We start from the raw sequence: 23,357 nt of genomic DNA on the forward strand, positions 1-23,357 counted from the left end.
GGAGGGGTCGTCATGGTCGGTGGGCACGGCTCGCTGCGCCCGCGCAACAGCGGGCCCACGGTCCTGCGCATCCTCGTCGGCGGCCAGATCCGGCGACTGCGCGAGGCGGCAGGCATCTCCCGCGAGGCGGCCGCGGAGGTCATCCGCGGCTCCGAGGCGAAGATGAGCCGGATCGAGACCGGCCGGACCGGGTTCAAGCAGCGCGACATCGTCGACCTGCTCAGCCTCTACGGCGTCACCGACGACGCCGAGCGCGAGGCGGTGCTGCAGCTGGCCCGGCAGGCCAACGAGCCGGGCTGGTGGCAGCCCTACAGCGACAGCATGCCCGGCTGGCTGGAGCTCTACGTCGGGCTGGAGCAGGCCGCGGCCGTCATCCGGTGCTACGAGCCGCAGTTCGTGCCCGGGCTGCTGCAGACGGAGGGGTACGCGAAGTCGGTGATCGGGCTGGGCCCCGGCGACTCGTCGGAGCAGGTCGGGCAGCGCGTCGCGCTGCGCATGCGCCGCCAGCAGCTGATGGAGGGTACCGACGTCCCGGACTTCTGGGTGGTGCTCGACGAGGCCGTGCTGCACCGCAACATGGGCGACCCCGCCGTCATGCGCGAGCAGCTCGACCACATCCTCGAGGCGGTGCGACGGCCGCGGGTGACCGTCCAGGTCCTCCCCTTCGACCGCAGCGGGCAGGTCGCGACGGGTGGCGGCCCGTTCAGCCTGCTGCGCTTCGCCGAGCCGGAGCTCCCGGACGTCGTCTACCTCGAGCAGCTCACGAGCGCGATGTACCTGGACCGCCGCGAGGACGTCGAGAGTTACCTCGAGGTGATCGACCGTCTCGGCGCGACGGCGCTGACACCCCGGCAGAGCATCGCGATGATCACCGAGGTCCGCGACGCGCTCTGAACCCCGGGTTCCGTCCACATCGTGGACGCCGGTGTCCGGACACTGGCACGCTCCTCCGGTTGACAGCCCTGCCTGGGTCTGATGGATTCGCTCCGTGGCCGCCTTTCCGCTGACGCGTCGACGTCACGTCGACCACCTCGTCGTCGTCAGCCAGGCCTGTCCGTAGTCAGGCGCGTACCGCCCGTGGCGTGGATCGCCGCCGGCCGTCGCGCGCCCGCATGCCGCCCGGCACCGGTCCGGGCGTTGACCCCTGCACCCTGCCGAGGAGCACACTCGAAGTGTCCGACATCACCGAGCCGCTGAAGTTCGCCTACTGGGTGCCCAACGTCAGCGGCGGCCTCGTCACGAGCACGATCGACCAGCGCACCGACTGGGGCTACGACTACAACGTCAAGCTCGCGCAGACGGCCGAGAACAACGGCTTCGACTACGCGCTGAGCCAGATCCGTTACATGGCCAGCTACGGCGCCGACCACCAGCACGAGGCGACCAGCTTCTCGCTCGCGTTGGGCCTGGCCACCGAGCGGCTGAAGCTGATCGCCGCCGTCCACCCGGGGCTGTGGCAGCCCGCCGTGCTGTCCAAGTGGCTGGCCACCGCCGACCACCTGACGAAGGGCCGGATCGCCGTCAACGTCGTCTCCGGCTGGCTGAAGCCCGAGTTCACGTCGATGGGCGAGCCGTGGCTCGAGCACGACGAGCGCTACCGCCGGACCAACGAGTTCATCCGCGTACTGCGCGAGATCTGGACGGCGGGCGAGGGCGGCGCCGAGTTCGCCGGCGACTTCTACCGCGTGCACGGGTTCGACCTGAAGCCCAGGCCGGTCGACGTGCCCGGCCGTCCGCACCCGGAGATCTTCCAGGGCGGCAACTCGACGGCGGCCCGCTACAACGGCGGCACCGTCTCGGACTGGTACTTCTCCAACGGCAAGGACTACGACGGGTTCACCGAGCAGGTCGAGGAGGTGCTCGGCCACGCCAAGACGGCCGACCGCCTGCAGCCCGTCCGCTTCGGACTGAACGCGTTCATGATCGCCCGGGACAGCCAGAAGGAGGCAAGGGACACGCTCCGCGAGATCATCGACAAGGCGAACAAGCCTGCCGTCGAGGGCTTCCGGGACGCCGTCCAGCAGGCCGGCAACTCGACCGGGGACAAGAAGGGCATGTGGGCGGACTCCTCGTTCGAGGACCTCGTCCAGTACAACGACGGCTTCAAGACGCAGCTGATCGGCACGCCGGAGGAGATCGCCGACCGGGCGATCGAGTACAAGCGGCGCGGCGCGAACCTGCTGCTGCTCGGCTTCCTGCACTTCCAGGAGGAGGTCGAGTACTTCGGCGCCAACGTGCTCCCGATCATCCGGGAGAAGGAGGCCGAGCTCGCCGAGCGCGAGCCGCAGCTGTCCCAGAGCTGAGTCTCTCGGGCCGAGATCCTCGTCACCGGCGCCCGCGCAACCTGACCGGACAGGTTCGCGGGCGCCGCGTGCGTCAGGAGGCGGGGAGCGCGGGATCGGCCTTCAGCTGCACGCCGGACAGCCCGAGCCGCCGTGCCTCGGCCATCAGCATCGCCAGCGTCGTGGCCGCCGCCGCGTACCCGGTGCCGTGCGGCGGGCGGACGTTGGAGATGCAGTTGCGCTCGGAGTCGCGACGACCGCGCCGCGCGTCGAACGTGAAGTAGAGCCCGAGCGAGTCGGTCGAGCTCATCCCCGGCCGCTCCCCCACCAGCACGACGACGCTGCGGGCACCGACGGCCGCCGCGATCTCGTCACCCAGCGCGACCCGTGCCTGGGTGGCGACGACGACCGGCGCGACCCGCCACCCGTCGAGCCGGTCCAGGATCTCGCGGAGCATCGGCACGGCGTGCGACGCGACGGCGAGCGGGGACAGCCCGTCCGCGACGACGAGCACGACGTCGTACCCGCCCACCTGCTCCGGACCGGACCCCGACCCGTTGGACGGGGGCTCCGTTCGTGCGGGCGTGTCGTCGGCAGGCGAGGCCGCGGTCGGGGTGGCGTCCGCGGCCAGCCGGCGGCCCAGGTCCGGGCGACGCAGGTACTCGGCGCGGCTCGGCGCCGCGCTGGTCACCCGGGCCGTGTCCACGCCCAGCTCGACGGCGATCCGGGCCTCGAGCGCGTCGGCGTCCAGTGGGTCGTGCACGGCGTCCCGGGCGGCCGCGTGCGCGGCCCGCAGCTCCAGCAACCGGCGTGTGGGCAGCGCGTCCCCCGCCCGTCCGAGCGCGACCCGAGCCCTGGTCGCCGCGCGCAGGACGTCCAACGGATCCGTCACCGCACACCCGCCGTCAGCGCTCGCGTCGCGTCCGGTGCCAACTCGCGCACGCGCCCGTCGTCGGCGAGCAGCTCCATGCGTTCCAGCCACGCGGCGAACTCCGGCGCCGGCCGCAGCCCGAGCGCCTGGCGGGCGTAGAGCGCGTCGTGGAACGAGAGCGACTGGTAGTGCAGCATCACGTCGTCGCCGCCCGGCACGCAGATCACGAACGAGCAGCCGGCCACGCCGAGCATCGTGAGCAGCGTGTCCGTGTCGTCGGCGTCGGCCTCGGCGTGGTTCGTGTAGCAGACGTCGACGCCCATCGGGACGCCGAGCAGCTTGCCGCAGAGGTGGTCCTCCAGCCCGGCGCGGGTGATCTGCTTGCCGTCGTAGAGGTACTCCGGGCCGATGAACCCGACGACCGTGTTGACGATCAGCGGGTCGAAGGCGCGGGCCACCCCGTAGGCCCGGGCCTCCAGCGTCTGCTGGTCGACGCCGCGGTGCGCGTCCGCGGACAGCGCGCTGCCCTGCCCGGTCTCGAAGTACATGCAGTTCGTGCCGACGGTCCCGCGGTCCAGCGCCAGCGCCGCCTCGTGCGCCTCGCGCAGCAGGGCGAGCGTGACGCCGAAGCCGTCGTTGGCGGCCTCGGTGCCGGCGACCGACTGGAACACCAGGTCGACGGGCGCGCCGCGCTCCATGATCTCGATCGACGTCGTGACGTGGGCGAGCACGCAGCTCTGGGTCGGGATCTCGTAGCGGGTGCGGACCTCGTCGACGAGGTGCAGCAGGTCGGTCGTGCGCGACGGGCTGTCGGTGGCCGGGTTGATGCCGATCACGGCGTCGCCGCAGCCGAGCAGCAGACCGTCCACGATGGACGCGGTGACGCCCGCCGGGTCGTCGGTCGGGTCGTTGGGCTGCAGGCGGGTCGCGAGCGTGCCCGGCCGCCCGACCGTCGACCGGAACGCCGTGACGACCGGCGTGCGGCGGGCCACCGCGACCAGATCCTGGACCCGCATCAGCTTCGACGTCGCGGCGACCATCTCCGGCGTGAGCCCGGCCGTCAACGACGTCGTGTCCGTGAGCGGGTCGAGCAGATGGTCCCGGAACTCCCCGACGGTCATCGCGGACACCGGCGCGAACGCGTCCGCGTCGTGCGAGTCCACGATCAGCCGGGTGACCTCGTCGTCCTCGTAGGACACCACGTGCTCGTCGAGGAACGTCGCCAGCGGCAGGTCGGCGAGCACGCCCTGGGCGGCGACCCGCTCCTGCTCCGACGACGCCGCGACGCCGGCCAGCACGTCACCGGAGCGTTCCGGGGTGGCGGCGGCGAGCAGTGCGGCGAGGTCGGTGAACTCGTAGGTGTGCCCGCCGAGGGTGCCTCGCCGCAGGGTCATCGCAGTTCCGCCTCCGCGTCGGACAGCGCGGCGAACTCCTCGTCCGGGGCGCCCGCCACCAGGTGGTGCCGAGAGTAGAACGCGAAGTACGCCATGAACAGCGCGAACGCCCCGAGCGTGCAGAGCGCGGCAACGAGGTCGACGAGGAACGTCGCGATCACCGCGATCATGGCCACGACCAGCGCGAACCCGGTCGTCGCGACGCCGCCGGGCGTGCGGTACGGCCGCTCCATCCCGGGCTCGCGGCGGCGCAGCACGATGTGGCTGACCATCATCAGCACGTAGCTCAGCGCGGCGCCGAACACGGCCATGTTCAGCAGCACGTCGCCCTGCCCGGTCAGCGACAGCAGGAAGCCGATGATGCCGGGGACGATCAACGCGAGCGTCGGCGCCTTGCGGCCGTTGGTCACCGACAGCACGCGCGGCAGGTAGCCGGCGCGGGACAGCGCGAACGTCTGCCGGGAGTACGCGTAGATGATCGAGAAGAAGCTGGCGACCAGCCCGGCGAGCCCGATGTAGTTGACGACGACGGCGAGTGGTCCGGTTCCGAGCGCCTCGACCAGCGGGTTGCCGGACTCGGAGAGCGCGTTCGCGCCGAGCGCCCCGGTGGCCAGCACGAGGACGCAGGCACCGGTGACGATCAGCACCAGCATGCTGACCAGGATCCCGCGCGGCACGTTCCGCGACGGGTCGCGCGCCTCCTCCGCGGCCAGCGGGACGCCCTCGACGGCCAGGAAGAACCAGATCGCGAACGGCACGGCCGACCAGATCCCCAAGACGCCGAACGGCAGGAACTCCGACGCGCCCGCCGCGTCGGTCGGCGCGATGTCGACGAGGTTGCCGGCGTCGAACAGCGGGATCGCGCCGATCACGAACACGATCAGCCCGACGAGCGCGATCGCCGTCACGACGAACATGACCTTGAGCGCCTCACCGACGCCCGCAAGGTGGATCCCGACGAAGATCGCGTAGGCGGCCAGGTAGACCCACCACCCGTCGGTGATCCCGAACAGGCCGAGTGACTCGACGTAGGCGCCGATGAACGTGGCGATCGCGGCCGGGGCGATCGCGTACTCGACGAGGATCGCGGTGCCGGTGGCGAACCCGCCCCACGGGCCGAGCGCCCGGCGGGCGAACGTGTAGCCGCCGCCCGCGGCGGGCAGCGCGGACGACAGCTCGGCCATGCCGAGGACCATCGCCAGGTACATCGCGGCGATCACCACGCCGGCGATCAGCAGGCCGCCGAACCCGCCCTCGGCGAGCCCGAAGTTCCAGCCGGAGTAGTCGCCGGAGATCACGTAGCTGACGCCGAGGCCGGCCAGGAGCACCCAGCCCGCCGTGCCCGTCTTCAGCTGGCGCCGGGCCAGGTAGTCGCTCGTCGGATCGGTCGGACCGGACACGCACACCTCCACGGACGCCACGGCGGGACCGGGGAATTGTCACCCGCAACGGCGTCGGTCACGTTTCCGTCCGATGTCGTATTCGGGTGCGCGAACGGCCGTATTTCCGCTGCGCTGCAGGCGGGGTGACCGGACAGGTTCCCCCGGGACGGGACGTCGTTGACAGTCCGCGGCGACTCTGTCGAGACTCCTCACGTGCCGAACGAGCTCACCCGTCGACGTCACGTCGACCATTCCCGGGTGACCTCCTCTGCCTGTCGCTGAGCGACGGACCTCACCACCGACGGACGACCCGACCGTTCCCGCGCCGCCGCGGGGACGGCGCTCCGTCGCGCCCTGACCACGGCATCCGCAGAGGAGCATCCCCATGACCACCATCGCGAACCGACCGGACACCGACTGGTCCACCCACCCGGCCGACGAGGCCGGCTGGCTCGAACGCGCCCGCGAGGTCCGCCGCGCGCTCGAGACCGACGCGGCCGCCCGGGACAGGGCGGGCGAGACCCCCTACGACGAGATCGCGCTGCTCAAGCGATCCGGACTGGTCACGCTGCTCGGCCCCGTCGAGCACGGCGGTGCCGGGCTGGAGTGGCCGGCCGCGTACCGGGTCGTCCGCGAGGTCGCCGCGGGCGACGGCTCGATCGGCCAGCTGCTCGGCTACCACTACCTGTGGTTCTGGGCGGCCCGGCTGGTCGGCACGCCCGAGCAGATCGAGGCCGTCGAGGCCGACGCCACCCGCAACCAGTGGTTCTTCGGCGGCGCCGTGAACCCGCGCGACGACGACGTGACCATCCGCGACACCGGTGACGAGATCGTCTACAACGGACGGAAGTCGTTCTCCACCGGCAGCAGGGTCTCGGACGTGACCGTGCTGGAGGGCGTGCTCGAGGGCACGGACACGCACGTCTTCGCGATCGTGCCGAGCGCCCAGGACGGCATCGTGTTCGGAGACGACTGGGACAACATCGGCCAGCGCCTCACCGAGAGCGGCAGTGTCACGATCTCCGACGTGACGGTGCCGTGGGCGAGCGCGGCGGGCTTCGTGGACAAGGCGTTCCAGCCGCGCGTCTACAACACGCTGAACGTGCCGGTGATCCAGCTCGTGTTCGTGAGCTTCTACCTCGGCATCGCCCGCGGCGCGCTGGAGACGGCGCTGGCCTACACGCGCACGACGACGCGGTCGTGGCTGCACAGCGACGCCGAGCGCGCCGTCGACGAGCCGTACCAGCTGGACCTCTACGGCGACTACCAGTCGAAGCTGTGGGCCGTCGAGGCGCTGGCCGACCAGGTGGCGCTCGAAGGTCTCGCGATCCACCACGACGCGTGGAACGTGACGCCCGAGCAGCGCGGTGCGCACGAGGTGCGCGTGGCGGCGGTGAAGGCACGGGCGACCGACGTCGCGCTGGAGATCACGAGTGGGATCTTCGAGGGCCTCGGGGCCCGCGCCACGACGTCGCAGCTCGGGTTCGACCGGTTCTGGCGCAACGTCCGCACGCACACGCTGCACGACCCGGTCGCCTACAAGCGTCGCGAGGTCGGGGCGTTCCTGCTGCGCGACGAGCTGCCGGAGCCCACCTGGTACTCGTGACCGGATGCGGTGCCGGCCCCGCTGTCCGGGGCGGGCACCGCCGTCGCACGTGATCGCGGCGCGGAGCTCGTCGGCGTGGGTTGCGGGCCATGCCGCGACCGGCCGGAGCGAGCCGCGGCCGGGCGGTGGCGAGGACCTGCCGCACCCCTGGCCGGCGTGTCGCACCGGCCGCAGCCGGTGCGACACGCCGACAGGGGGTGCGGCGGCTGTCGGAGGAGCGCAGCCGGCGATGCGGGTGCGACGAGCGGCGGGTCAGCCGACGCGGGTGCGGTCGGCGCCGTCGTCCGGCATGCCGGGCGCGCTCTCCGGCGGAAGCACGCGCGGCAGGAAGCGGCCGGTGCGCTGGACGTAGGCGTCGTACTCGTCGCCCAGCGCGTCGCCGAGCCGCGGCTCGTACACCGCACGGGCCTGGATCTGCACGGCGACGACGACCAGCACCGTGGCCAGCAACCCGAGCAGAGTCGGCGCCATCGCGAGCATGCCGGCGCAGCCGACGATCAGGCCGGTCATCCCGGGGTTGCGGACCCGCGAGTGCAGGCCGTCCGTGGCGAGCACCGGACGGCTCTCGGACCCGTCCTCGCGGTCGGCGTCGGTCCGGCTGCGCTTCCACAGCGCGCCCATCTCGAGCTGGGACGCCGCGACCACGGCGAAGCCGAGCAGCGCAAGGCCCGCCCCCAGCAACGCGACGCCGACCTCGCTGAACAGCGCGATCGGCTGCAGCACGTCCAGAGCGACCAGCAGCGGAGCACCGAACCCGAGCAGCGCGGCGGCCGCGAACAGCGCCCTGACCCACCACGCGGCCGTACCGGGGCGATGCGAGACACCGAGCGTCCTGGCGCCGCGGGCCCGGTGCGCCCGGAACCGGGTGATGCCGGTGACCAGCATCGCGACCGCGCCGACGCCCAGTGCGATCCAGCCGAGCAGGTGGTGGTCCAGGATCGAGCCGATCGTCGCCCACGCCTCGGGGCCGCCGATCTGGCCGACCGCCTCGACGGCGAGCCACAGCCCGAACACGAAGAACAGCATCGCCGCGCCGACCGCGATCACCCGCTCCGGCAGGCGTCGCCCGAGCTGCCGGCCGACGACGATCGCGAGCGCGTCGGCCACGACCATCCCGACCGTCGACCCGAGCCAGGTCCCCAACCATCCGTACTGCGTGGCCAGCGTGACCGTCGCGAGCATCGTCTTGTCGCCGAGCTCGGCGAGGAAGAACGCCGTCGTCACGGCGAGCAGCACGGACCCGCCGGTCCGCGCGGCCTTGGACTCCTCGTCGTCGGAGAGGCTGTCGCCGCGCAGCGTCCACGCGCCGAACACCAGGAACGCCACCGCCGCCGCCAGCGAGATCCATCCGGTCGGCAGCGTCGCGCCGAGCCCGTACCCGACGGCGACGGACACGATGTGCACGACCGACGTGGCGATCGTGATGCCGATCAGGACCGGCCACGGCCGGTAGCGGGTGGCGAACGTCAACGCCATGAGCTGCGACTTGTCCCCGAGCTCGGCGACGAAGATGACGCCGAAGCTGATCGCGGTGGCCGCCAGGAAACCGTCCATCGTCCGTCCCTCGATCTGGACCGGATCGAGGACGGAGGACCTCGACCCGGCGTTGCCAGGTCGAAGGTCTCGCTCGCCTGCTGGTGGCCAGGCCGCCGCGGCCGGGCGAGAGGATCGCCAGTATGTCGACCGCAGCGTTGGGAGCTACTCCCCTTCGCGTACGGACATGAGATTACCTCATCGATCCAGCGGCCTCGACCGCTGACACCGCATCGGCCGAGTGGTGAGAGGTATCTCGCCCCCGCCCTGGTGCCGCGACGAGGTGTCGGCATACGTTCGGGGGGATCGTCGCTGCCGCCGCATCACCGGAGGTCCCCATGCCCGAGGCCGTCGTCGTCGAGGCCGTCCGCACGCCCATCGGCAAGCGGAAGGGCTCGCTGTCCGAGGTCCACCCGGTCGACCTGTCGGCCGCCGTGCTGACCGCGCTCGCGCGGCGCACCGGCATCGACCCGAACCTGATCGACGACGTCGTGTGGGGCTGCGTGAACCAGGTCGGCGACCAGGCCGCGCAGATCGGGCGCTACGGCGTCCTCGCCGCGGGCTGGCCGGAGACCGTGCCGGGCGTGACGATCAACCGCGCGTGCGGGTCGAGCCAGTCGTCGTTCGACTTCGCCGCGGGCATGGTGATGGCCGGGCAGTACGACGTCGTCGTGGCCGGTGGCGTCGAGTCGATGACCCGCGTGCCGCTCGGCGCCGGGCGGGACCCGTCGGTGGGACGGCCGTACGGGCCGCTCGTGCGCGAGCGGTACAGGGCCGACCTCGAGTCCGGCGAGTTCCCCGGCAACGACTTCAACCAGGGCGTCGGCGCGGAGCGGATCGCCCGCGACTGGGGCTTCTCCCGCACCCGTCTCGACGAGTACGCGTCGCGCAGCCACGAGCTGGCCGCGGCGGCGATCGACGCGGGTGCGTTCGACGGGCAGCTCGCCGACATCCCGGACGCCCCCGGCTTCACGGCCGACGAGGGACTGCGCCGCGGCACCACGCCGGAGACGCTGGCGACGCTCAAGCCGTCGTTCCGCGAGGACGGGGTCATCCACGCGGGCAACAGCTCCCAGATCTCCGACGGCGCGTCCGCCGCCCTGATCACGACGCCGGAGCGGGCGAAGGAGCTCGGGCTGACCCCGATCGTCCGGTACCACTCCGGCGCCGTGTCCGGTGCCAACCCGCTGCCGATGCTGACCGGCCCGATCCCGGCCACGCAGAAGGTGCTCAAGCGCTCCGGGCTCGCCATCGGCGACATCGGCGCGTTCGAGGTGAACGAGGCGTTCGCACCGGTGCCGCTCGCCTGGCAGGCCGAGCTCGGCGCCGAGGACGCCGTGCTCAACCCGCTGGGCGGCGCGATCGCCGTCGGGCACCCGCTCGGCGCGTCCGGCACGATCCTCATGACCCGGCTCGTGCACCACATGCGCGACAAGGACATCCGCTACGGTCTGCAGACGATGTGCGAGGGCGGCGGCACGGCGAACGCCACGATCGTCGAGCTGGTGCGGTAGGCACTAGGTACGGGTGCGGCGGCGGAACGCCACCACCGCCGCACCGGACGCCACGGCGAGCAGCCCCGCCTCCCAGGCCAACGCCACCGGCAGCGACGAGCCGGGGTCGGCTCCGGCGAGCAGCGCCCGCACGGCGTCGGTCACCGGGGTGACCGGCTGGTACTCCGCGATCGGCCGCAGGAACGCGGGCATCGTCTCCGTCGGCACGAACGCGCTGGACAGGTACGGCAGGAACAGCATCACGAACGTGCCGCCGTTCGCGCCCTGCACGCTGCGGGCGACCGAGCCGAACGCGGCCGCGGCGCAGGACAACGCCACGATCCAGCCGAGCACGACGCCCGCCGCGGCGAGCCAGGCGAGTGGGCCCGCCGGGGAGCGGAAACCCAGCGCGACGGCGAGTGCCAGCACGAGGAGCACGGACACGACGTTGCGCGCGACACTCGCCGTCACGTGCCCGACCAGCAGCGCGTACGCCCGCACCGGCATCGACCGCAGCCTGTCGATCATCGGCCCGGTCATGTCGGCCGCGACGGCGGGCGCGGTGGTGGACGCGCCGAACCCGGCACAGAGCAGCACCACGCCCGGCACGACGTAGGCCAGGTACGGGCCGCCGGCGTCGATCGCGCCGCCGAACACGTAGACGAACAGGAGGAGCATCAGCACCGGGAGGGCCAGCGCGACGGTCATCGTCTCGACGTCGCGCCGCGCCAGGCGCGCGCAGCGCCCGACGAGGGCGACCACGTCGGACAGTGCCGCCCGCGGTCCGGTGTGGACGGTCGCGCTCATGCCGCACCCGCCGGGACCGGTCGCGAGATCGCCAGTACGCGGAACACGTCGTCGAGGTCCGGGCGGTGCGTGGACAGCCGGTCCGGCACGGCACGGGCGTCCTCGAGCACGGCGAGCAGCCGGTGCAGGTCCGCGCCGGACCCGTCGGACGGCACCGGCAGCGCCGCGTCGGAGGCGTCCGGGACGGGGAGGCCGAGTGCCGTCGCGGCCCGCGCGCGCCGAAGCGGGTCGGCGAACTCCAGGTCCAGGCGGGTCCCGCCGACCTGCGCTTTCAGGTCCGCCGGCCGGCCGTCGGCGACGATCCGCCCGTCGCGCAGCACGGCCACGCGGTCGGCCAGCCGGTCCGCCTCCGGCAGGTACTGCGTGGTCAGCAGCACCGTCGCGCCCTCGGCGGCCAGATCCCGCACGCTGTCCCACAACGACTCCCGGCTCGTCGGGTCCAGACCGGTGGTCGGCTCGTCGAGCACCAGCACCGACGGGCGCCCGACCAGGCCCATCGCGAGGTCCAGCCGTCGTCGCATGCCGCCGGAGTACCCGCGCACACGCCTGCCTGCGGCGTCGGCCAGTCCGAAGCGCTCCAGCAGCTCCTCGCCGCGCAGCCGGGCGCCACGGCGGCCCAGGTGGGCGAGCCTGCCCGCCAGCTCCAGGTTCTCCCGCCCGGTCAGCTCGTCGTCGACGGCGGCGAACTGCCCGGTGAGGCTCAGCGAGGCACGGACCCTGCCGGGCTCGCGCAGGACGTCGTGCCCGGCGACGGTGACCGACCCGCCGTGCGGGGCCAGCAGCGTCGCCACGACCCGGATGAGCGTCGTCTTGCCCGCGCCGTTGTGTCCCAGCAGCGCGAGCACCGTCGACGGCGTCGCCTCCAGATCCACACCGCGCAGCACCTCGTGGTCGCCGAACGACCGTCGCAACCCTCTGATCCGTACCGACATCCCGGCTCCCTTCTGCGTATTCCGTCCGCATATTAGCGTTGATTGTACGCAGATAAGCAAGACGTGGCACGCTGTTCGGCGTGGGCGAGGACGTGAACGGGCTGTCCGACCGCACGGCCCTGCTGTGGGGGCGCCGCGAGGAGCAGCGCCGTCGCGGCCCGAAACCGGCGCTGTCGCTCGCCGACATCACCGAGGCCGCCGTCGCCGTCGCCGACGCGGAGGGGCTGGCCGCCGTGTCCATGTCCCGGGTCGCGGCCGGGCTGGGGAACGCGACGATGGCGCTCTACCGGCACGTCCGCAGCAAGGACGAGCTGCTCGCGCTGATGGCCGACGCGGCGCTCGACGAGCCACCCGACGAGCCGCTGACCGGCGACTGGCGCACCGACGTCCGGAACTGGGCGCACGGCGCGCTGGCCGCCGCGACCCGGCACCCGTGGGCGGCGCGACTGCCGGTGGCCGGTCCGCCGCTCGGCCCGCGGAACCTGGCCTGGTTCGACCGCGTGCTGGCCGCGCTGGAACCGACCGGCCTGTCCGCGGGCGAGCGGGTCGCGATCAGCATGGCCGTGCTGACCCACGTGCAGGGGCAGGCGCGGCTCGGCGCCGACCTCGCGGCCGGCTGGGCCGAGGATCCGGAGGCGTTCGGGGCCCGGTACGGGCAGCAGCTGGGACTCGTCGTCGATCCGCACCGGATGCCCGCGCTCGCCCGCGTCGTCGCCGACGGGGTGTTCGCCGGACCTCCCGGCGGCGACCCGCCGTCGCGGGACGACGCCGCCGGCGCCGAGGAGTTCGACCTCGGCGTGACGTTCCTGCTGGACGGCATCGCCGCGTACGTCGCGCGCCGTACCTGAGAGCGGTCCCCCGCGTTCCACGGCGAAAAGCCGATCGGATTCACAGAGCGGTATCAGGATCGTCTCAGGGTCAGCCCGCACAGTGATTCCCATGCAGCCAGACGGGTACGGGTCCACACCGGCGGACGCGGGTCCCGGCACGGCACCGGGACGAGAGGGAACGGCGATGGGAGCCACCGAGACCGACGCGGAGCGGACCACGGGTACCGCGGACACGCCGGGTGGGCAGACGACCCAGCAGACGGCCCAGCCGACACAGCAGTTCGGCACGCCGTACGGCGGGTACGGCGCGTACGGCGCGTCGTCCCCGCCTCCCACGTCCACCTACCCCCCGTACGCGGGCGGCGGCGCCCCGCCGCCCCGCGGCCCCCGCCGGACGATGACCGGGGTCGTGGCCGCTGCGCTGATCGCCGGTCTGGTCGGCGGCGGCGTCGGGTTCGGCGGCGCCTACGCGCTGATCGACGGCTCCGGCGGATCGACGACGACGCTGGGCAGCTCCGCCGACCCGTCGGCGAGCAGCGCGCCGGCCGACGGCACGGTCGCGGGCGCCGCCGCGAAGGCGACCCCGAGCACCGTCGACATTCAGGTACGCACGGCGCAGGGCGCTGCCGAGGGCAGCGGTGTCATCCTCACCGCGGACGGCGACGTGCTGACGAACAACCACGTCGTCGCCGGCGCGCAGGGCGGGCAGATCACCGTGACGCTGGCCGACGGCTCGACGCACCAGGCGTCCGTGGTCGGCACGTCGCCGAGCTACGACCTCGCCGTGATCAAGCTGCAGGGCGTGTCCGGCCTGACCGCCGCGACGCTCGGGCAGTCATCGGACGTCAAGGTCGGCGAGCAGGTCGTCGCGATCGGGTCGCCGCAGGGCCTGTCCGGCACCGTGACCGCGGGCATCGTCAGCGCCCAGAACCGGACCGTCACCGCGGGCGGCGAGCAGGGCGAGCAGCCGGTCGTCTACAACGGACTGCAGACCGACGCCCCGATCAACCAGGGCAACTCCGGCGGGCCGCTGGTCAACCTCGCGGGCCAGGTCGTCGGCATCAACTCGGCGATCGCGACGTCCGGGCAGAACTCCGGCAGCATCGGCCTCGGCTTCGCGATCCCGGTGGACACCGCCCGCCGGGTGGCGCAGGAGCTGATGAACGGCGGCACCGCCACGAAGCCGCAGCTCGGCGTGCAGGGCCAGGTGTCCGCGTCGTCGTCCGGGGCCACACCGGCCGAGGGCGGGGCCCGGATCTCCGGTGTCCAGGCCGGGTCGGCCGCGGCGAACGCCGGGCTGAAGGCGGGCGACGTCGTGACCAAGGTCGGTGACACACCGGTCACCAGCTTCACCGACCTGGTGGCCAGGGTCGGCAACTACGCGCCCGGTCAGACGATCCCGCTGACCGTCACCTCCGGCGGTCAGTCCCGGACCGTGCAGGTGACGCTCGGCAGCGTCCCGGACACCGCGGCCACCACCGGCCAGGGCAGCACCCAGGGCGGGAGCTCGGGCCAGGGTGACGGCTCCGGTCAGGGCGGCTCCGGTCAGGGCGGCTCCAGCCCGTTCGGCGGCGTCGACCCGTTCGGCGGCGGGCTCGGCGGGGGCCTCGGAGGCAACTGACCTCCCACGATCACCGGCCGGACGCGGCACCCCCTCCTCCGCGTCCGGCCGGTTCCCCGTCCCTGCCCGGATGCGCCCGGGATGCGTCCGACCCCTGCGCGGGGTGATGCTGTCGCGACGCGAGGTGGCCGGCAGCGGAGCCGGGCACCGTCGGCACGGTGGGGGCCTGGCGATGGCGGGAACGGGGACGGGCACGTCGCGCACCCGAGGGCGGCGCGGCATCGGGCTGGCGACGACCGTGGCGGCGGCCGGAGGGCTGCTGTTCGGCTACGACACCGGCGTGATCAGCGGGGCACTGCTGTTCCTCGCGCCGGAGTTCGGGCTCGGCGACGCGGGCCAGCAGGTGCTGGTGGCCGGCCTGCTGGCCGGGGCGCTGGTCGGCGCGCTGGCCGGCGGATGGATCTCGGACTCGTTGGGCCGCAAGAAGACCCTGATCGGCGTCGCCTCCGTGTTCCTGGTCGGTGCGGTGCTGTCCGGGCTGGCGCCCGAGGTGACCACGCTCGTCGTCGCACGGGTGCTGCTCGGACTGTCGATCGGTGTGTCCTCGGTCTGCGTCCCGCTCTACATCGCCGAGATGGCGCCGAAGGAGCGCCGCGGGCAGCTCGTCTCGATGAACCAGTTCCTGATCACGATCGGGATCCTGCTGTCCTACCTGGTCAACTACGCGTTCGAGTCGTCGGAGAGCTGGCGGTGGCCGCTGGCACTGGCCGCGGTGCCCGCGCTCGCGATGCTCGTCGGCCTGTTCGGGGCGAGCGAGTCCCCGCGGTGGCTGGTGCTGCGCGGGCGCACCGACGAGGCCACCGAGGTCCTGCTCGGCAGCCGCACGCCGGACGAGGCACGCGCGGAGATCGACGAGATCGTCGCGACGGCCCGCGAGGAGAGCCGCTGGAGCTGGGCCGACCTGCGCCGCCCGCAGCTGCGCCCCGCGCTCGTGCTGGGCATCGGCGTCGCGGCGGTGAACCAGCTCGTCGGCGTGAACGCCGTCATCTACTACGCGCCGACGATCCTGCAGGGCGTGTTCGGCAGCGCCGGCGCCATCCTGGCCACCGTCGGTATCGGGCTGGTGAACGCGATCGTCACGGCCGTCGCGCTGATGCGGATCGACAAGTGGGGCCGCAGGCCGCTGCTGCTCGGCGGGCTCGGACTGGTGGTCGCCGCGCTGGTCGCGCTCGTCGTGCTGTTCCTGCTGCCGGACCAGTCGGGCGTCGTCGGCGCCCTGATCGTGGTCGCGCTGTGCGTCTACATCGCCGCGTTCGCCGCCAGCCTGGGCATCGCGATCTGGCTCGTGAACTCCGAGGTGTTCCCGACGCCGGTGCGCGGCAAGGCAGGCGGGCTCGGCGCGGGCACCCACTGGGGCCTGGACCTGGTGATCGCGTCCACGACGCTGACGCTGATCACCGCGCTCGGCGAGTCCGGGCTGTTCGCGATCTTCGCGGTGATCGGCATCGCCGGGTTCGCGTTCCTGTACCGGCTCATGCCCGAGACGAAGGGGAAGTCGCTGGAGCAGATCGACGCGGAGCTCCGGTCGCGCGCCGGGCGATAACGCCCGCGCCCGTACCGACGAAATCCTCCACAAGGCTCATCGGGACGGAGAACGGCCATGAGAGCGATGATCGGACAGGTCGGACGGGCGCTCGCCGACCGCGCCCCGTCGCGGCTGGTGCACCTGGCCGGACGCGTCCGCGAGGTCGTCGCGCCGCAGCCGTGGCCCTACGACGAGGCCGCCGTCGGGCTGTACCGCTGCGAGCAGCGGGGACGTGGGATCCTGCCGCACCCCGCGTACCTGTACGGGCTGCTGTCCGCGGCACGGACCGCCAGGGCCGTCGGCGTCCCGGCGATCACCGCGCTCGAGTTCGGCGTGGCCGGTGGCAACGGCCTGTTCTCGCTGCGGCGCCACGCGGACGTCGTCCGCGAGTGGTACGGCGTCGACGTGGAGATCGTCGGTCTGGACTCCGGTGCCGGACTGCTGCCCGCGACCGATCCCCGCGACTGCCCGTTCGCGTTGCAGGAGGGCGACTTCGCGATGGATCCCGAGGCGCTGGACCCGAGCCGTGCCGGCGCGGAGCTGGTGCTCGGCGACGTGGAGGCGACCGCCGGTCCGCTGGCCACCCGGATCGCCGACGGCGACCTCCCGCCGCTCGGGTTCGTGTCCCACGACCTCGACGTCTACGTCGGCACCCGCGCGGCACTGGCCGCGCTCGGTGACCTGCCGACGACGGCGCTGCTGCCCCGGGTGCCGATGTACTTCGACGACCTCACGGGCTGGCCGTACACCACCGAGACCGGTGAGCGGGCGGCGATCACCGACTTCAACCGGTGCTCCGACGTCCGCAAGGTCGGCAGGCTGGAGAACCTGGAGCACACGCTCGGCGGGCACGCGCGCTGGGCGAACTGGCCGCGCATGATGCACCTGCTGCACGTGTTCGACCACCCCGACTACAACGCCCCGGAGCGGGTCGAACACATCGACCTCGGACTCCACGCACGGGTCCGGAACCGGCACCCGGCCGGGTGACCTGGTCGGAACCGCCGCCCCCTAACACCGCGCGCCCGCCGGACGATCTCAGTCCGGGCGAACCGGACCGGGCACGGAGGTGGCATGACGGCCGTAGTCGACGCGGGACGCACGGTCGTCGTCCCCGCGCAGCGGACGTCGACGGACGACCCACCGCCCGCACGGCATCTCGACCGGGTCGCCGCGGCGCTGCTGGCCGCCACCGTCGCGGCGGCCGTCGTCGCGCTCGCCGTGCCGCCGGGAACGCCACGGCTGCTCGTCACGCTGGCGTTCCTGGTGGGCGTCCCGGGCACCGTGCTGGCCGGGTACCTGCGCCTGGCGACGGCGACGCCCGCGTTGCGCACGGTCGTCGCGGTCGCGATGGGCTTCTCGCTGGTCACGGTCGTCGCGATGCTCATGCTCGCGCTCCGCTGGTGGCACCCGGCCGTCGCGTTCTGGATCGTCGCGGCCCTGACCGGCACGGCGCTGGCCGTCCGCCTGGTGCGGGCGGCGCGGACGGCCCCGCCACCCGGCCGCCGGGCACTCGCGTGGCCGCCGGTCCGGGTCCCGCCGGCGCGGGCCGTCGTCGTGCCCCTGCTCGCCGTGGGCGCGGTCGCCCTGTGGGGCGCCGGCCTGCGCCCGGTCGAGGCCACCGACCTCGGCGCGCTCGGCCTCGTCACGGCGCTGTCCCCGCTCGTACTGGCCGCCTACCCGGTCCTGGTCGCCGCCGTCGTCGCCGAGCTCGTCACCCGGCGACGGACCTGGCTCCTGGGCCTGATCACCGCGGCGGGCGTCGTGATGGTCTACGGCCTGCAGCCCGTCGTCGAACCGGTGACCCGGCTTCCGGTCTCGTTCTTCCACACCGCGTTCATCTCCTACATCGGCGAGCACGGCGCGGCGATGTCCAACTACGACGCGCGGTTCGGCTGGCCGGGCTTCTTCGCCGGGTTCGCGTTCGTGGTGCGGGCGGCCGGCGGGACCGAGGCGACCGCGCTGACCCGGTTCGCCCCGGTCGTGCTCGCCGGGCTGGCCGTGCTCGCCGTCCGCGCGATCGCCGTGCGGGTGCTCGGCGAGGGCCGGGCGGCGTGGCTCGCGACGTGGGTCGTGCTGCTGACGAACTGGACCGAGCAGGACTACTTCTCCCCGCAGGGGGCGACCTACGCGCTGATGCTGGCCGCGCTCGCGCTGACGCTGCACCGGCTGACCGCCCCCGGCCTGCTCGAACGCCGGACGACGTCCTGGCGCACCCCGCCGGTCCCGGCGAACACGCCTGCGGACCGGCTCACGGCGCTGGCGGGCGTCCTGCTGATCGTCGCCGCCGTCGTCCCGTCGCACCAGCTCACGCCGCTCGTACTGGCCGGGGTGCTGGCCGTGCTGCGGCTCGGCGGTCGCCTCTGGTCGACCTGGCTGCCGGTCCTGATCGTCGTCGCGACCCTGGCCTGGCTGGTGTTCGCGGCCCGCGAGTTCTGGCTCGGCCAGCTCGACATGCTGATCGGGACGATCGGCGACCCGGCGGCCGTGCAGGCCGGGGTGAGCTCGCGACTCACCGGAGACGGTGGACGGTTCGTCGTGCTCGGCGTCCGGTTCGCCCTGACCGGCGGTGTCGCCGTGCTGGCGGCGGCCGGGCTGTGGGTGCTGCGCCGCCGTGGCACCGCATGGCTCCCGCTCGCCGCGCTGATGGCGGCGCCGTTCGGGCTGGCCCTGCTGCAGTCCTACGGCGGCGAGATCCTCATGCGCTGCTTCCTGTTCGCACTGCCGTTCCTGGCGCTCGGCGCGGGCGTCGCCCTGAGCCGGATGCTCCCGGCGGGCAGGCACGTGCCCGCCCCTCGCCCGCGGCGGGCGGGCGTACGGGCGGTCAGGGCGACGGCGGGCGCGCTCGTCCTCGGCGTGTTCGCGCTGTCGCTGGTCACCGCGCGCGGCGGCAACGACGCGTTCTCCGCTCCGGCACAGGCCGACCTCGACGCGCAGGAGTACACGTACCGGACCGCCGCCGTCGGGGACTCGCTGGAGGCCGTCGCGCCGTTCGGCCCGCTGCGGTTCCGCAGGCTGGACACGCTCGTCCAGTCCGATTCGATCGCCCGGTGCAGGAGCATGGACGACCTGCTCGGCTGCGTACGGTCCGGCCGGCCGGACTTCCTGTACCTCTCCCCGCTGCACGAGGCGTACGGCCGGATCATGGGCGGCCTGCCCGCGGGGTGGACGGCACAGCTGCGCACGGAACTGGTCGCAGAGGGATGGACCGTCGGCTTCTCCGAGGACGGCCGGACGGTCCTGCGACGTCCGCCGGACCGGACGGTCGGCGACATCGTGCCCCCGGGGACGGTACTGCGGTGACCCCGACCCAGCTCCTCCACACGATCGACGCGGTCACCCTCGTCGCGCTCGTCGCCGTGCTGGCGGTGCGCACCGGCCTGGCGGAACGGGTGACCGTCTCCGGATCGCTACCGACCCGGGTCGTGATCCGCAGGCTCGACGTCGCGGCGGGCGCCATGGCCGTCGTGTGCGTGGCCTCGCTGGTCCTGACCATGGTGGCGGGTGTGTTCGCCTGGACCTGACCGTACGCCGGGGTCGGGGTGACCGAGGTCGGTGAGCCATCCCCGCAGCACCCGGTGCAGCGCCTCGGCCCCGACCACCTCGCCGGGGTCGCTCCAGCCGGCCGGGTACAGCACGAACGCCTCGTTCTGCGGGCCGCCCAGCCCACCGTGCGAACCGACGTGCGGCTCGAACGCGGACGCGTCGTCGAGCACCGGGTCGTACCGGCTGTTGATCATCAGGTCGGCGCAGTGCTCGAAGGAGTCCACCCGCGCGACCAGCCCGGACGCGTGCGGCCCGTACTCCAGGAGCGGGTCGTCGCCGGTCAGCGTGCCGTCGGCGAGCCGGTGCGCGCCGTCACGCCCCAGCACGAGCGGCCCGAACTCGTCGCTGCGCACGAGCAGGAAGCCGACGCCGGGATGGTCGACGAGCCCGGGCAGCAGACCGGGATGCTCGCGTTCGAGCGTCTCCAGGGACACGCGGCCCGGGTGGTCGGTGAACGACACCAGCGCCGTGTGCCCGGAGCAGAGGACCACCACCTCGGGTGCCACCCGGCCCGGCGCCGCCGGCTCCGGCGACGTCCGCTGCCGGATCCGGCGCCGGGCCCGCAGCATGCCTGCGACCGGGCCGGACAGGTCGCCCGCCTCGGCCATCGCGGCGCCGAACTGCCAGCCCTCCGCACGGCTCGGACCCCGCGACGGCCGCGGGTCGGTGTCCGCCGGGTCCGGTTCCGGCTCGTACTCGCACAGCCGGGCGACGAGCTTCCCGATCGGCTCGCCGAAGCGGTCGGCGAACGCCTCGCCCTGGGTCTGCCCGTGGTCGGACAGCACGACCAGCTCGTACGGGCGCGGGGCGAGCGCGACGGCCCGGTGCAGCCGCCCGATCTGCTGGTCGATCGCGCGCAGTACCGACAGCGCGTCGGCCCGCTCGATGCCGGAGTGGTGGGCGACCTCGTCGTAGCCGACGAAGTCCGCGTAGGCGACCGGCCGCCCCGCCAGCACGTCCTCGATCAACGCCGAGACGACGACGTCGCGGGCGATCACGGTCGTACCCGGCCGCACGAGCGGGTACCAGCCGCCGCGGCGGATCCGCGGCCGTACGTCCGCGCGCCGCTGCCGGGCGGCGTCGACGAGCTCGCGCAGCACGTCGACGACGGCGGCGACGAGCGTGCGCACGCCGTTCACCGGGTTCGCGAAGTAGGCGTAGTAGCCGGCCCCGATCCGGTCCGACCGCACCCGGCCGCCGCGTCCCCGGGTCAGCAGCGGGACGGCACTGACCGTCAGGCTGATGTGCGCCGCGTCGCCGGTGAACAGGTTGCCGCGCCCGGCGCCGTCGTCGTGCAGCAGGCCGGTGCCGTCGGAGACCCGGCGCTCGATCTCGGCCGCGTCGCCGGGCGAGGAGCAGGTCATCACCCGGCCGCGTCCCTCGGCGGACTTCTCGTACCAGCGGAAGCCGACGACGTCGTCGTTGCGCCCGTGCAGGATGCCGGCCTGGCTGGCCCCGGTCTGGGCGCTCCAGTCGGTGTGCCACCCGGCCAGCGCGTGCGTGCCGTCGGTGAGCCATCGGGCCAGCGTTGGCATCGTCCCGTCGCGCACCGCACGGCGCAGGATCGGCAGCCCCAGGCCGTCGACCTGCAGGAACAGGACGCCGGGGACGGCAGACCCGTGGTCGGCGACCCGGCGGCGGGCGCGCAGGCCCGCACGCCGGAAGAAGATCTCGTCCTCGTCGATCGCCAGCAGGGCGCTCACCGCGACGACCGTCACCGCCGTCCCGAGCACGACGGCGGCCGCGGCGAGCACGCCGTCCAGCCGGACGCCCGGCACGATCGGGAACAGCGCCGCGACGGCCGCGACCAGGAGCACGAGAGCGCCGACCCCGAACGTGTACACGGCGATCGGCAACGCCACGCGCATCAGCAGCGGCCAGACGACGGCGGCCAGCAGGCCGAGAAGCAGCGCGCACGCCGGCGCCTGCCACCAGGACGCGAGCGCGAACCCGGCCAGCGCGTCGTCGAGCAGGACCAGGGCCGCCGTCGCGGCGAGCCAGACGAGCAGGAACCGGGCGAACGACCGGCCGCCACGGACGAGCCGGCCCGGGCCGGGCGCGTCCGTCACGGATGCGGCGCCCCGACGGCCGGTGCCGCGGACGGGGTGCGACGCGCGCGCCACCGCCCGATCAGCGCCGAGACGCCGCCGACGACCAGCACGAGCACGGTGGCCATCGCGGCGGCGACCAGCGGGGAGTCGAACACGTTGCCGGACACGACGCCGAGCACGCAGTAGAGCAGCGCCCACAGCACGGCGCCGACGGCCGTCGCGGGGACCAGGCGCCGCCACGGCAGCCCCATCGCGGCGGCCGAGACGAGCACCGGGATCCGCCCGGCGGGCACGACCCGGCCGACCATGACGACCAGCCAGCCGCGGCGGGAGAACAGCTCCCGCATCCGGCCCAGCCGCTCCGGGGTCTGCCCGCGGGTGAGCCAGCCCAGCACGGCGTCGCTCCCCTTGCGCGCCAGCGCGAACGTGACCAGGTCACCGGTCAGCGCGGCCGCGACGGCGATCACCAGCACGAGCGGCAGCGACAGCGCCGTCGACGTCAGGGCGACCGCGGAGGCCGCGCCGACGACGGCCCCGGTCGGCACCACCGGCACGATCGACCCGACCAGCACGCCGACAGCGACGACGAGGTAGCCGGCCCGTCCCGCGGCCGGGGTCAGCTCGGCGTCGACCCACTGGACGATCGAATTCACCGATCGCTCCGATGGCCGTGCAGCGGCTCCACGGCGCCACCGGGCGGCACGACCACGACGCGCGTCGGGTGCCCGGCCGCCGCGACCTCGTCGGCGAAGGCGTGCGGGGGTTCGACGAGCAGGCGCCGCATCCTCGCGCCCGGTCCCCCCGGCAGCTCGCACAGACCGGTCACGGCCAGCGTCCCCCAGTGCACCGGCACGGCCACGGCCGGGCGCAGCCGCCGGACCGCCTCGGCGGCACCGGCCGGGTCCAGGTGCCCCGGCCCCAGGTTCGGTCCCCAGCCCCACACCGGGAGCGCGGCGAGGTCGATCGGGCCCTGGGCGGCGATGTCGTCGAGACCGTCGAACAGGCCGGTGTCGCCGGAGACGTAGACGCGGACGCCGTCCGCCTCGAGCAGGTGGCCCATCGCCCGCGCGTCCGGACCGTGCGTGAGACGCGGACCCCAGCGGTGCCCGGAGTGGTCGGCGGGGACGCCCGTGACGCGCAGCCCGCCGTCGGTGAGCACCTCGCCGACGCCGATCTCCTCGACACGCGGGACGCCCTTGCGCCGCAACCACTCCCCCGCTCCACGCGGGACGACGACGCGGGCGTCTCGGGGCAGCCGTCGCAGGGAGCCGATGTGCAGGTGGTCGGCGTGCAGGTGCGAGATCAGCACGAGCGAGATGTCGGCGACGTCCTCGGGGGACACGGCCGGGACGACGCGGCGCAGCGGCCCGACCCGCGCGGTGAGAACCGGGTCGGTGAGCACGACCCGCCCGCCCATCCTGATCCACAGCGTGCTGTGGCCGAGGAAGCGCATCCGGGGCAGGTCCACACCCTCAGTATCGCAG

The 23,357-nt window shown here is 73.7% G+C and carries 18 protein-coding genes; 9 read left to right on the plus strand and 9 right to left on the minus strand.

Features of this window, described 5'->3' with window-relative positions; translation table 11 throughout:
* Positions 1-12 precede the first annotated feature (12 nt).
* Both EV378_RS09240 and sfnG read left to right on the plus strand, forming a co-directional pair.
* Entirely contained in the window at positions 13-894 is an 882-nt protein-coding gene (locus EV378_RS09240) for a helix-turn-helix domain-containing protein (protein ID WP_132422651.1), read from the plus strand.
* A gap of 287 nt (positions 895-1,181) precedes the next feature.
* Complete coding sequence (gene sfnG, locus EV378_RS09245; protein ID WP_481404376.1) at positions 1,182-2,303, plus strand: dimethylsulfone monooxygenase SfnG; 1,122 nt, start codon at positions 1,182-1,184, stop codon at positions 2,301-2,303.
* Between the two features lie 73 nt (positions 2,304-2,376).
* On the opposite strand, the gene eutC is transcribed toward sfnG, so the two are convergent.
* The 3 genes from eutC to eat are packed head-to-tail and all read right to left on the minus strand — an operon-like array spanning position 2,377 to position 5,947.
* Entirely contained in the window at positions 2,377-3,174 is a 798-nt protein-coding gene (gene eutC / locus EV378_RS09250) for an ethanolamine ammonia-lyase subunit EutC (protein WP_132422655.1), read from the minus strand.
* Positions 3,171-4,547, minus strand: coding sequence for an ethanolamine ammonia-lyase subunit EutB (locus tag EV378_RS09255; RefSeq protein WP_132422657.1), 1,377 nt, complete (start codon positions 4,545-4,547; stop codon positions 3,171-3,173). The genes eutC and EV378_RS09255 overlap by 4 nt, the downstream gene beginning before the upstream one ends.
* A complete protein-coding gene (eat, locus tag EV378_RS09260; protein WP_132422659.1) occupies positions 4,544-5,947 on the minus strand; it encodes an ethanolamine permease in 1,404 nt (467 codons plus the stop codon). The genes EV378_RS09255 and eat overlap by 4 nt, the downstream gene beginning before the upstream one ends.
* A 367-nt stretch (positions 5,948-6,314) precedes the next feature.
* On the opposite strand from eat, the gene EV378_RS09265 reads away from it, so the two are divergent.
* The gene (locus tag EV378_RS09265) at positions 6,315-7,535 is read left to right on the plus strand and encodes an acyl-CoA dehydrogenase family protein (RefSeq protein WP_132422661.1); all 1,221 of its coding nucleotides are present in this window, start codon (positions 6,315-6,317) and stop codon (positions 7,533-7,535) included.
* A 252-nt stretch (positions 7,536-7,787) separates the two neighbouring features.
* Here EV378_RS09265 and EV378_RS09270 read toward each other — a convergent pair whose 3' ends face one another.
* Positions 7,788-9,089 (minus strand): TMEM165/GDT1 family protein, encoded by a 1,302-nt coding sequence (locus EV378_RS09270; RefSeq protein ID WP_132422663.1) that lies wholly within the window; start codon positions 9,087-9,089, stop codon positions 7,788-7,790.
* Positions 9,090-9,406: 317 nt separating this feature from the next.
* Between EV378_RS09270 and EV378_RS09275 the strand changes: the two genes are divergently transcribed.
* Positions 9,407-10,582 carry a thiolase family protein gene (locus EV378_RS09275; RefSeq protein WP_132422664.1) on the plus strand — a complete coding sequence of 392 codons (1,176 nt, stop codon included), beginning with the start codon at positions 9,407-9,409 and terminating at the stop codon, positions 10,580-10,582.
* 3 nt (positions 10,583-10,585) lie between these two features.
* On the opposite strand, the gene EV378_RS09280 is transcribed toward EV378_RS09275, so the two are convergent.
* Together EV378_RS09280 and EV378_RS09285 are read right to left on the minus strand one after the other, a co-directional pair.
* Positions 10,586-11,368: an ABC transporter permease gene (locus EV378_RS09280; RefSeq protein ID WP_207908621.1), complete on the minus strand. Its 783-nt coding sequence runs from the start codon at positions 11,366-11,368 to the stop codon at positions 10,586-10,588.
* The gene (locus EV378_RS09285; protein WP_132422666.1) at positions 11,365-12,300 is read right to left on the minus strand and encodes an ATP-binding cassette domain-containing protein; all 936 of its coding nucleotides are present in this window, start codon (positions 12,298-12,300) and stop codon (positions 11,365-11,367) included. The genes EV378_RS09280 and EV378_RS09285 overlap by 4 nt, the downstream gene beginning before the upstream one ends.
* An 80-nt stretch (positions 12,301-12,380) precedes the next feature.
* On the opposite strand from EV378_RS09285, the gene EV378_RS09290 reads away from it, so the two are divergent.
* The 5 genes from EV378_RS09290 (at position 12,381) to EV378_RS09310 (ending at position 19,579) form a co-directional block, all read left to right on the plus strand.
* Positions 12,381-13,148, plus strand: a complete 768-nt coding sequence (locus EV378_RS09290; RefSeq protein WP_243653362.1) for a TetR/AcrR family transcriptional regulator C-terminal domain-containing protein — start codon at positions 12,381-12,383, stop codon at positions 13,146-13,148.
* Positions 13,149-13,314: 166 nt separating this feature from the next.
* Positions 13,315-14,751 (plus strand): S1C family serine protease, encoded by a 1,437-nt coding sequence (locus EV378_RS09295; RefSeq protein ID WP_243653363.1) that lies wholly within the window; start codon positions 13,315-13,317, stop codon positions 14,749-14,751.
* 172 nt (positions 14,752-14,923) lie between these two features.
* Positions 14,924-16,294, plus strand: coding sequence for a sugar porter family MFS transporter (locus EV378_RS09300; RefSeq protein ID WP_132422670.1), 1,371 nt, complete (start codon positions 14,924-14,926; stop codon positions 16,292-16,294).
* A 57-nt stretch (positions 16,295-16,351) separates the two neighbouring features.
* Positions 16,352-17,266, plus strand: a complete 915-nt coding sequence (locus EV378_RS09305; protein WP_132422672.1) for a hypothetical protein — start codon at positions 16,352-16,354, stop codon at positions 17,264-17,266.
* An 84-nt stretch (positions 17,267-17,350) separates the two neighbouring features.
* Positions 17,351-19,579 carry a hypothetical protein gene (locus EV378_RS09310; RefSeq protein ID WP_132422674.1) on the plus strand — a complete coding sequence of 743 codons (2,229 nt, stop codon included), beginning with the start codon at positions 17,351-17,353 and terminating at the stop codon, positions 19,577-19,579.
* Between the two features lie 107 nt (positions 19,580-19,686).
* Here EV378_RS09310 and EV378_RS09315 read toward each other — a convergent pair whose 3' ends face one another.
* Genes EV378_RS09315 through EV378_RS09325 form a run of 3 tightly spaced genes read right to left on the minus strand, consistent with a single transcriptional unit; the run spans position 19,687 to position 23,326 of the window.
* A complete protein-coding gene (locus tag EV378_RS09315) occupies positions 19,687-21,891 on the minus strand; it encodes a phage holin family protein (protein WP_132422676.1) in 2,205 nt (734 codons plus the stop codon).
* Positions 21,888-22,526, minus strand: a complete 639-nt coding sequence (locus EV378_RS09320) for a DedA family protein (RefSeq protein ID WP_341540416.1) — start codon at positions 22,524-22,526, stop codon at positions 21,888-21,890. Before EV378_RS09320 ends, EV378_RS09315 begins: the two co-directional genes overlap by 4 nt.
* Entirely contained in the window at positions 22,523-23,326 is an 804-nt protein-coding gene (locus EV378_RS09325) for an MBL fold metallo-hydrolase (RefSeq protein WP_132427651.1), read from the minus strand. Before EV378_RS09325 ends, EV378_RS09320 begins: the two co-directional genes overlap by 4 nt.
* Between the last annotated feature and the right edge of the window lie 31 nt (positions 23,327-23,357).

The organism is Pseudonocardia endophytica (assembly GCF_004339565.1).
Lineage (GTDB): Bacteria > Actinomycetota > Actinomycetes > Mycobacteriales > Pseudonocardiaceae > Pseudonocardia > Pseudonocardia endophytica.

What these genes read in the sequence shown, in the direction of transcription:
- EV378_RS09310 (WP_132422674.1), top strand. Translation starts at nt 17,351, where the DNA reads ATGACGGCCGTAGTCGACGCGGGACGCACGGTCGTCGTCCCCGCGCAG.
- EV378_RS09255 (WP_132422657.1), bottom strand. Translation starts at nt 4,547, where the DNA reads ATGACCCTGCGGCGAGGCACCCTCGGCGGGCACACCTACGAGTTCACC.
- EV378_RS09325 (WP_132427651.1), bottom strand. Translation starts at nt 23,326, where the DNA reads ATGCGCTTCCTCGGCCACAGCACGCTGTGGATCAGGATGGGCGGGCGG.
- EV378_RS09295 (WP_243653363.1), top strand. Translation starts at nt 13,315, where the DNA reads ATGGGAGCCACCGAGACCGACGCGGAGCGGACCACGGGTACCGCGGAC.
- EV378_RS09305 (WP_132422672.1), top strand. Translation starts at nt 16,352, where the DNA reads ATGAGAGCGATGATCGGACAGGTCGGACGGGCGCTCGCCGACCGCGCC.
- EV378_RS09300 (WP_132422670.1), top strand. Translation starts at nt 14,924, where the DNA reads ATGGCGGGAACGGGGACGGGCACGTCGCGCACCCGAGGGCGGCGCGGC.
- EV378_RS09280 (WP_207908621.1), bottom strand. Translation starts at nt 11,368, where the DNA reads ATGAGCGCGACCGTCCACACCGGACCGCGGGCGGCACTGTCCGACGTG.
- EV378_RS09285 (WP_132422666.1), bottom strand. Translation starts at nt 12,300, where the DNA reads ATGTCGGTACGGATCAGAGGGTTGCGACGGTCGTTCGGCGACCACGAG.
- EV378_RS09270 (WP_132422663.1), bottom strand. Translation starts at nt 9,089, where the DNA reads ATGGACGGTTTCCTGGCGGCCACCGCGATCAGCTTCGGCGTCATCTTC.
- EV378_RS09265 (WP_132422661.1), top strand. Translation starts at nt 6,315, where the DNA reads ATGACCACCATCGCGAACCGACCGGACACCGACTGGTCCACCCACCCG.
- EV378_RS09240 (WP_132422651.1), top strand. Translation starts at nt 13, where the DNA reads ATGGTCGGTGGGCACGGCTCGCTGCGCCCGCGCAACAGCGGGCCCACG.
- EV378_RS09275 (WP_132422664.1), top strand. Translation starts at nt 9,407, where the DNA reads ATGCCCGAGGCCGTCGTCGTCGAGGCCGTCCGCACGCCCATCGGCAAG.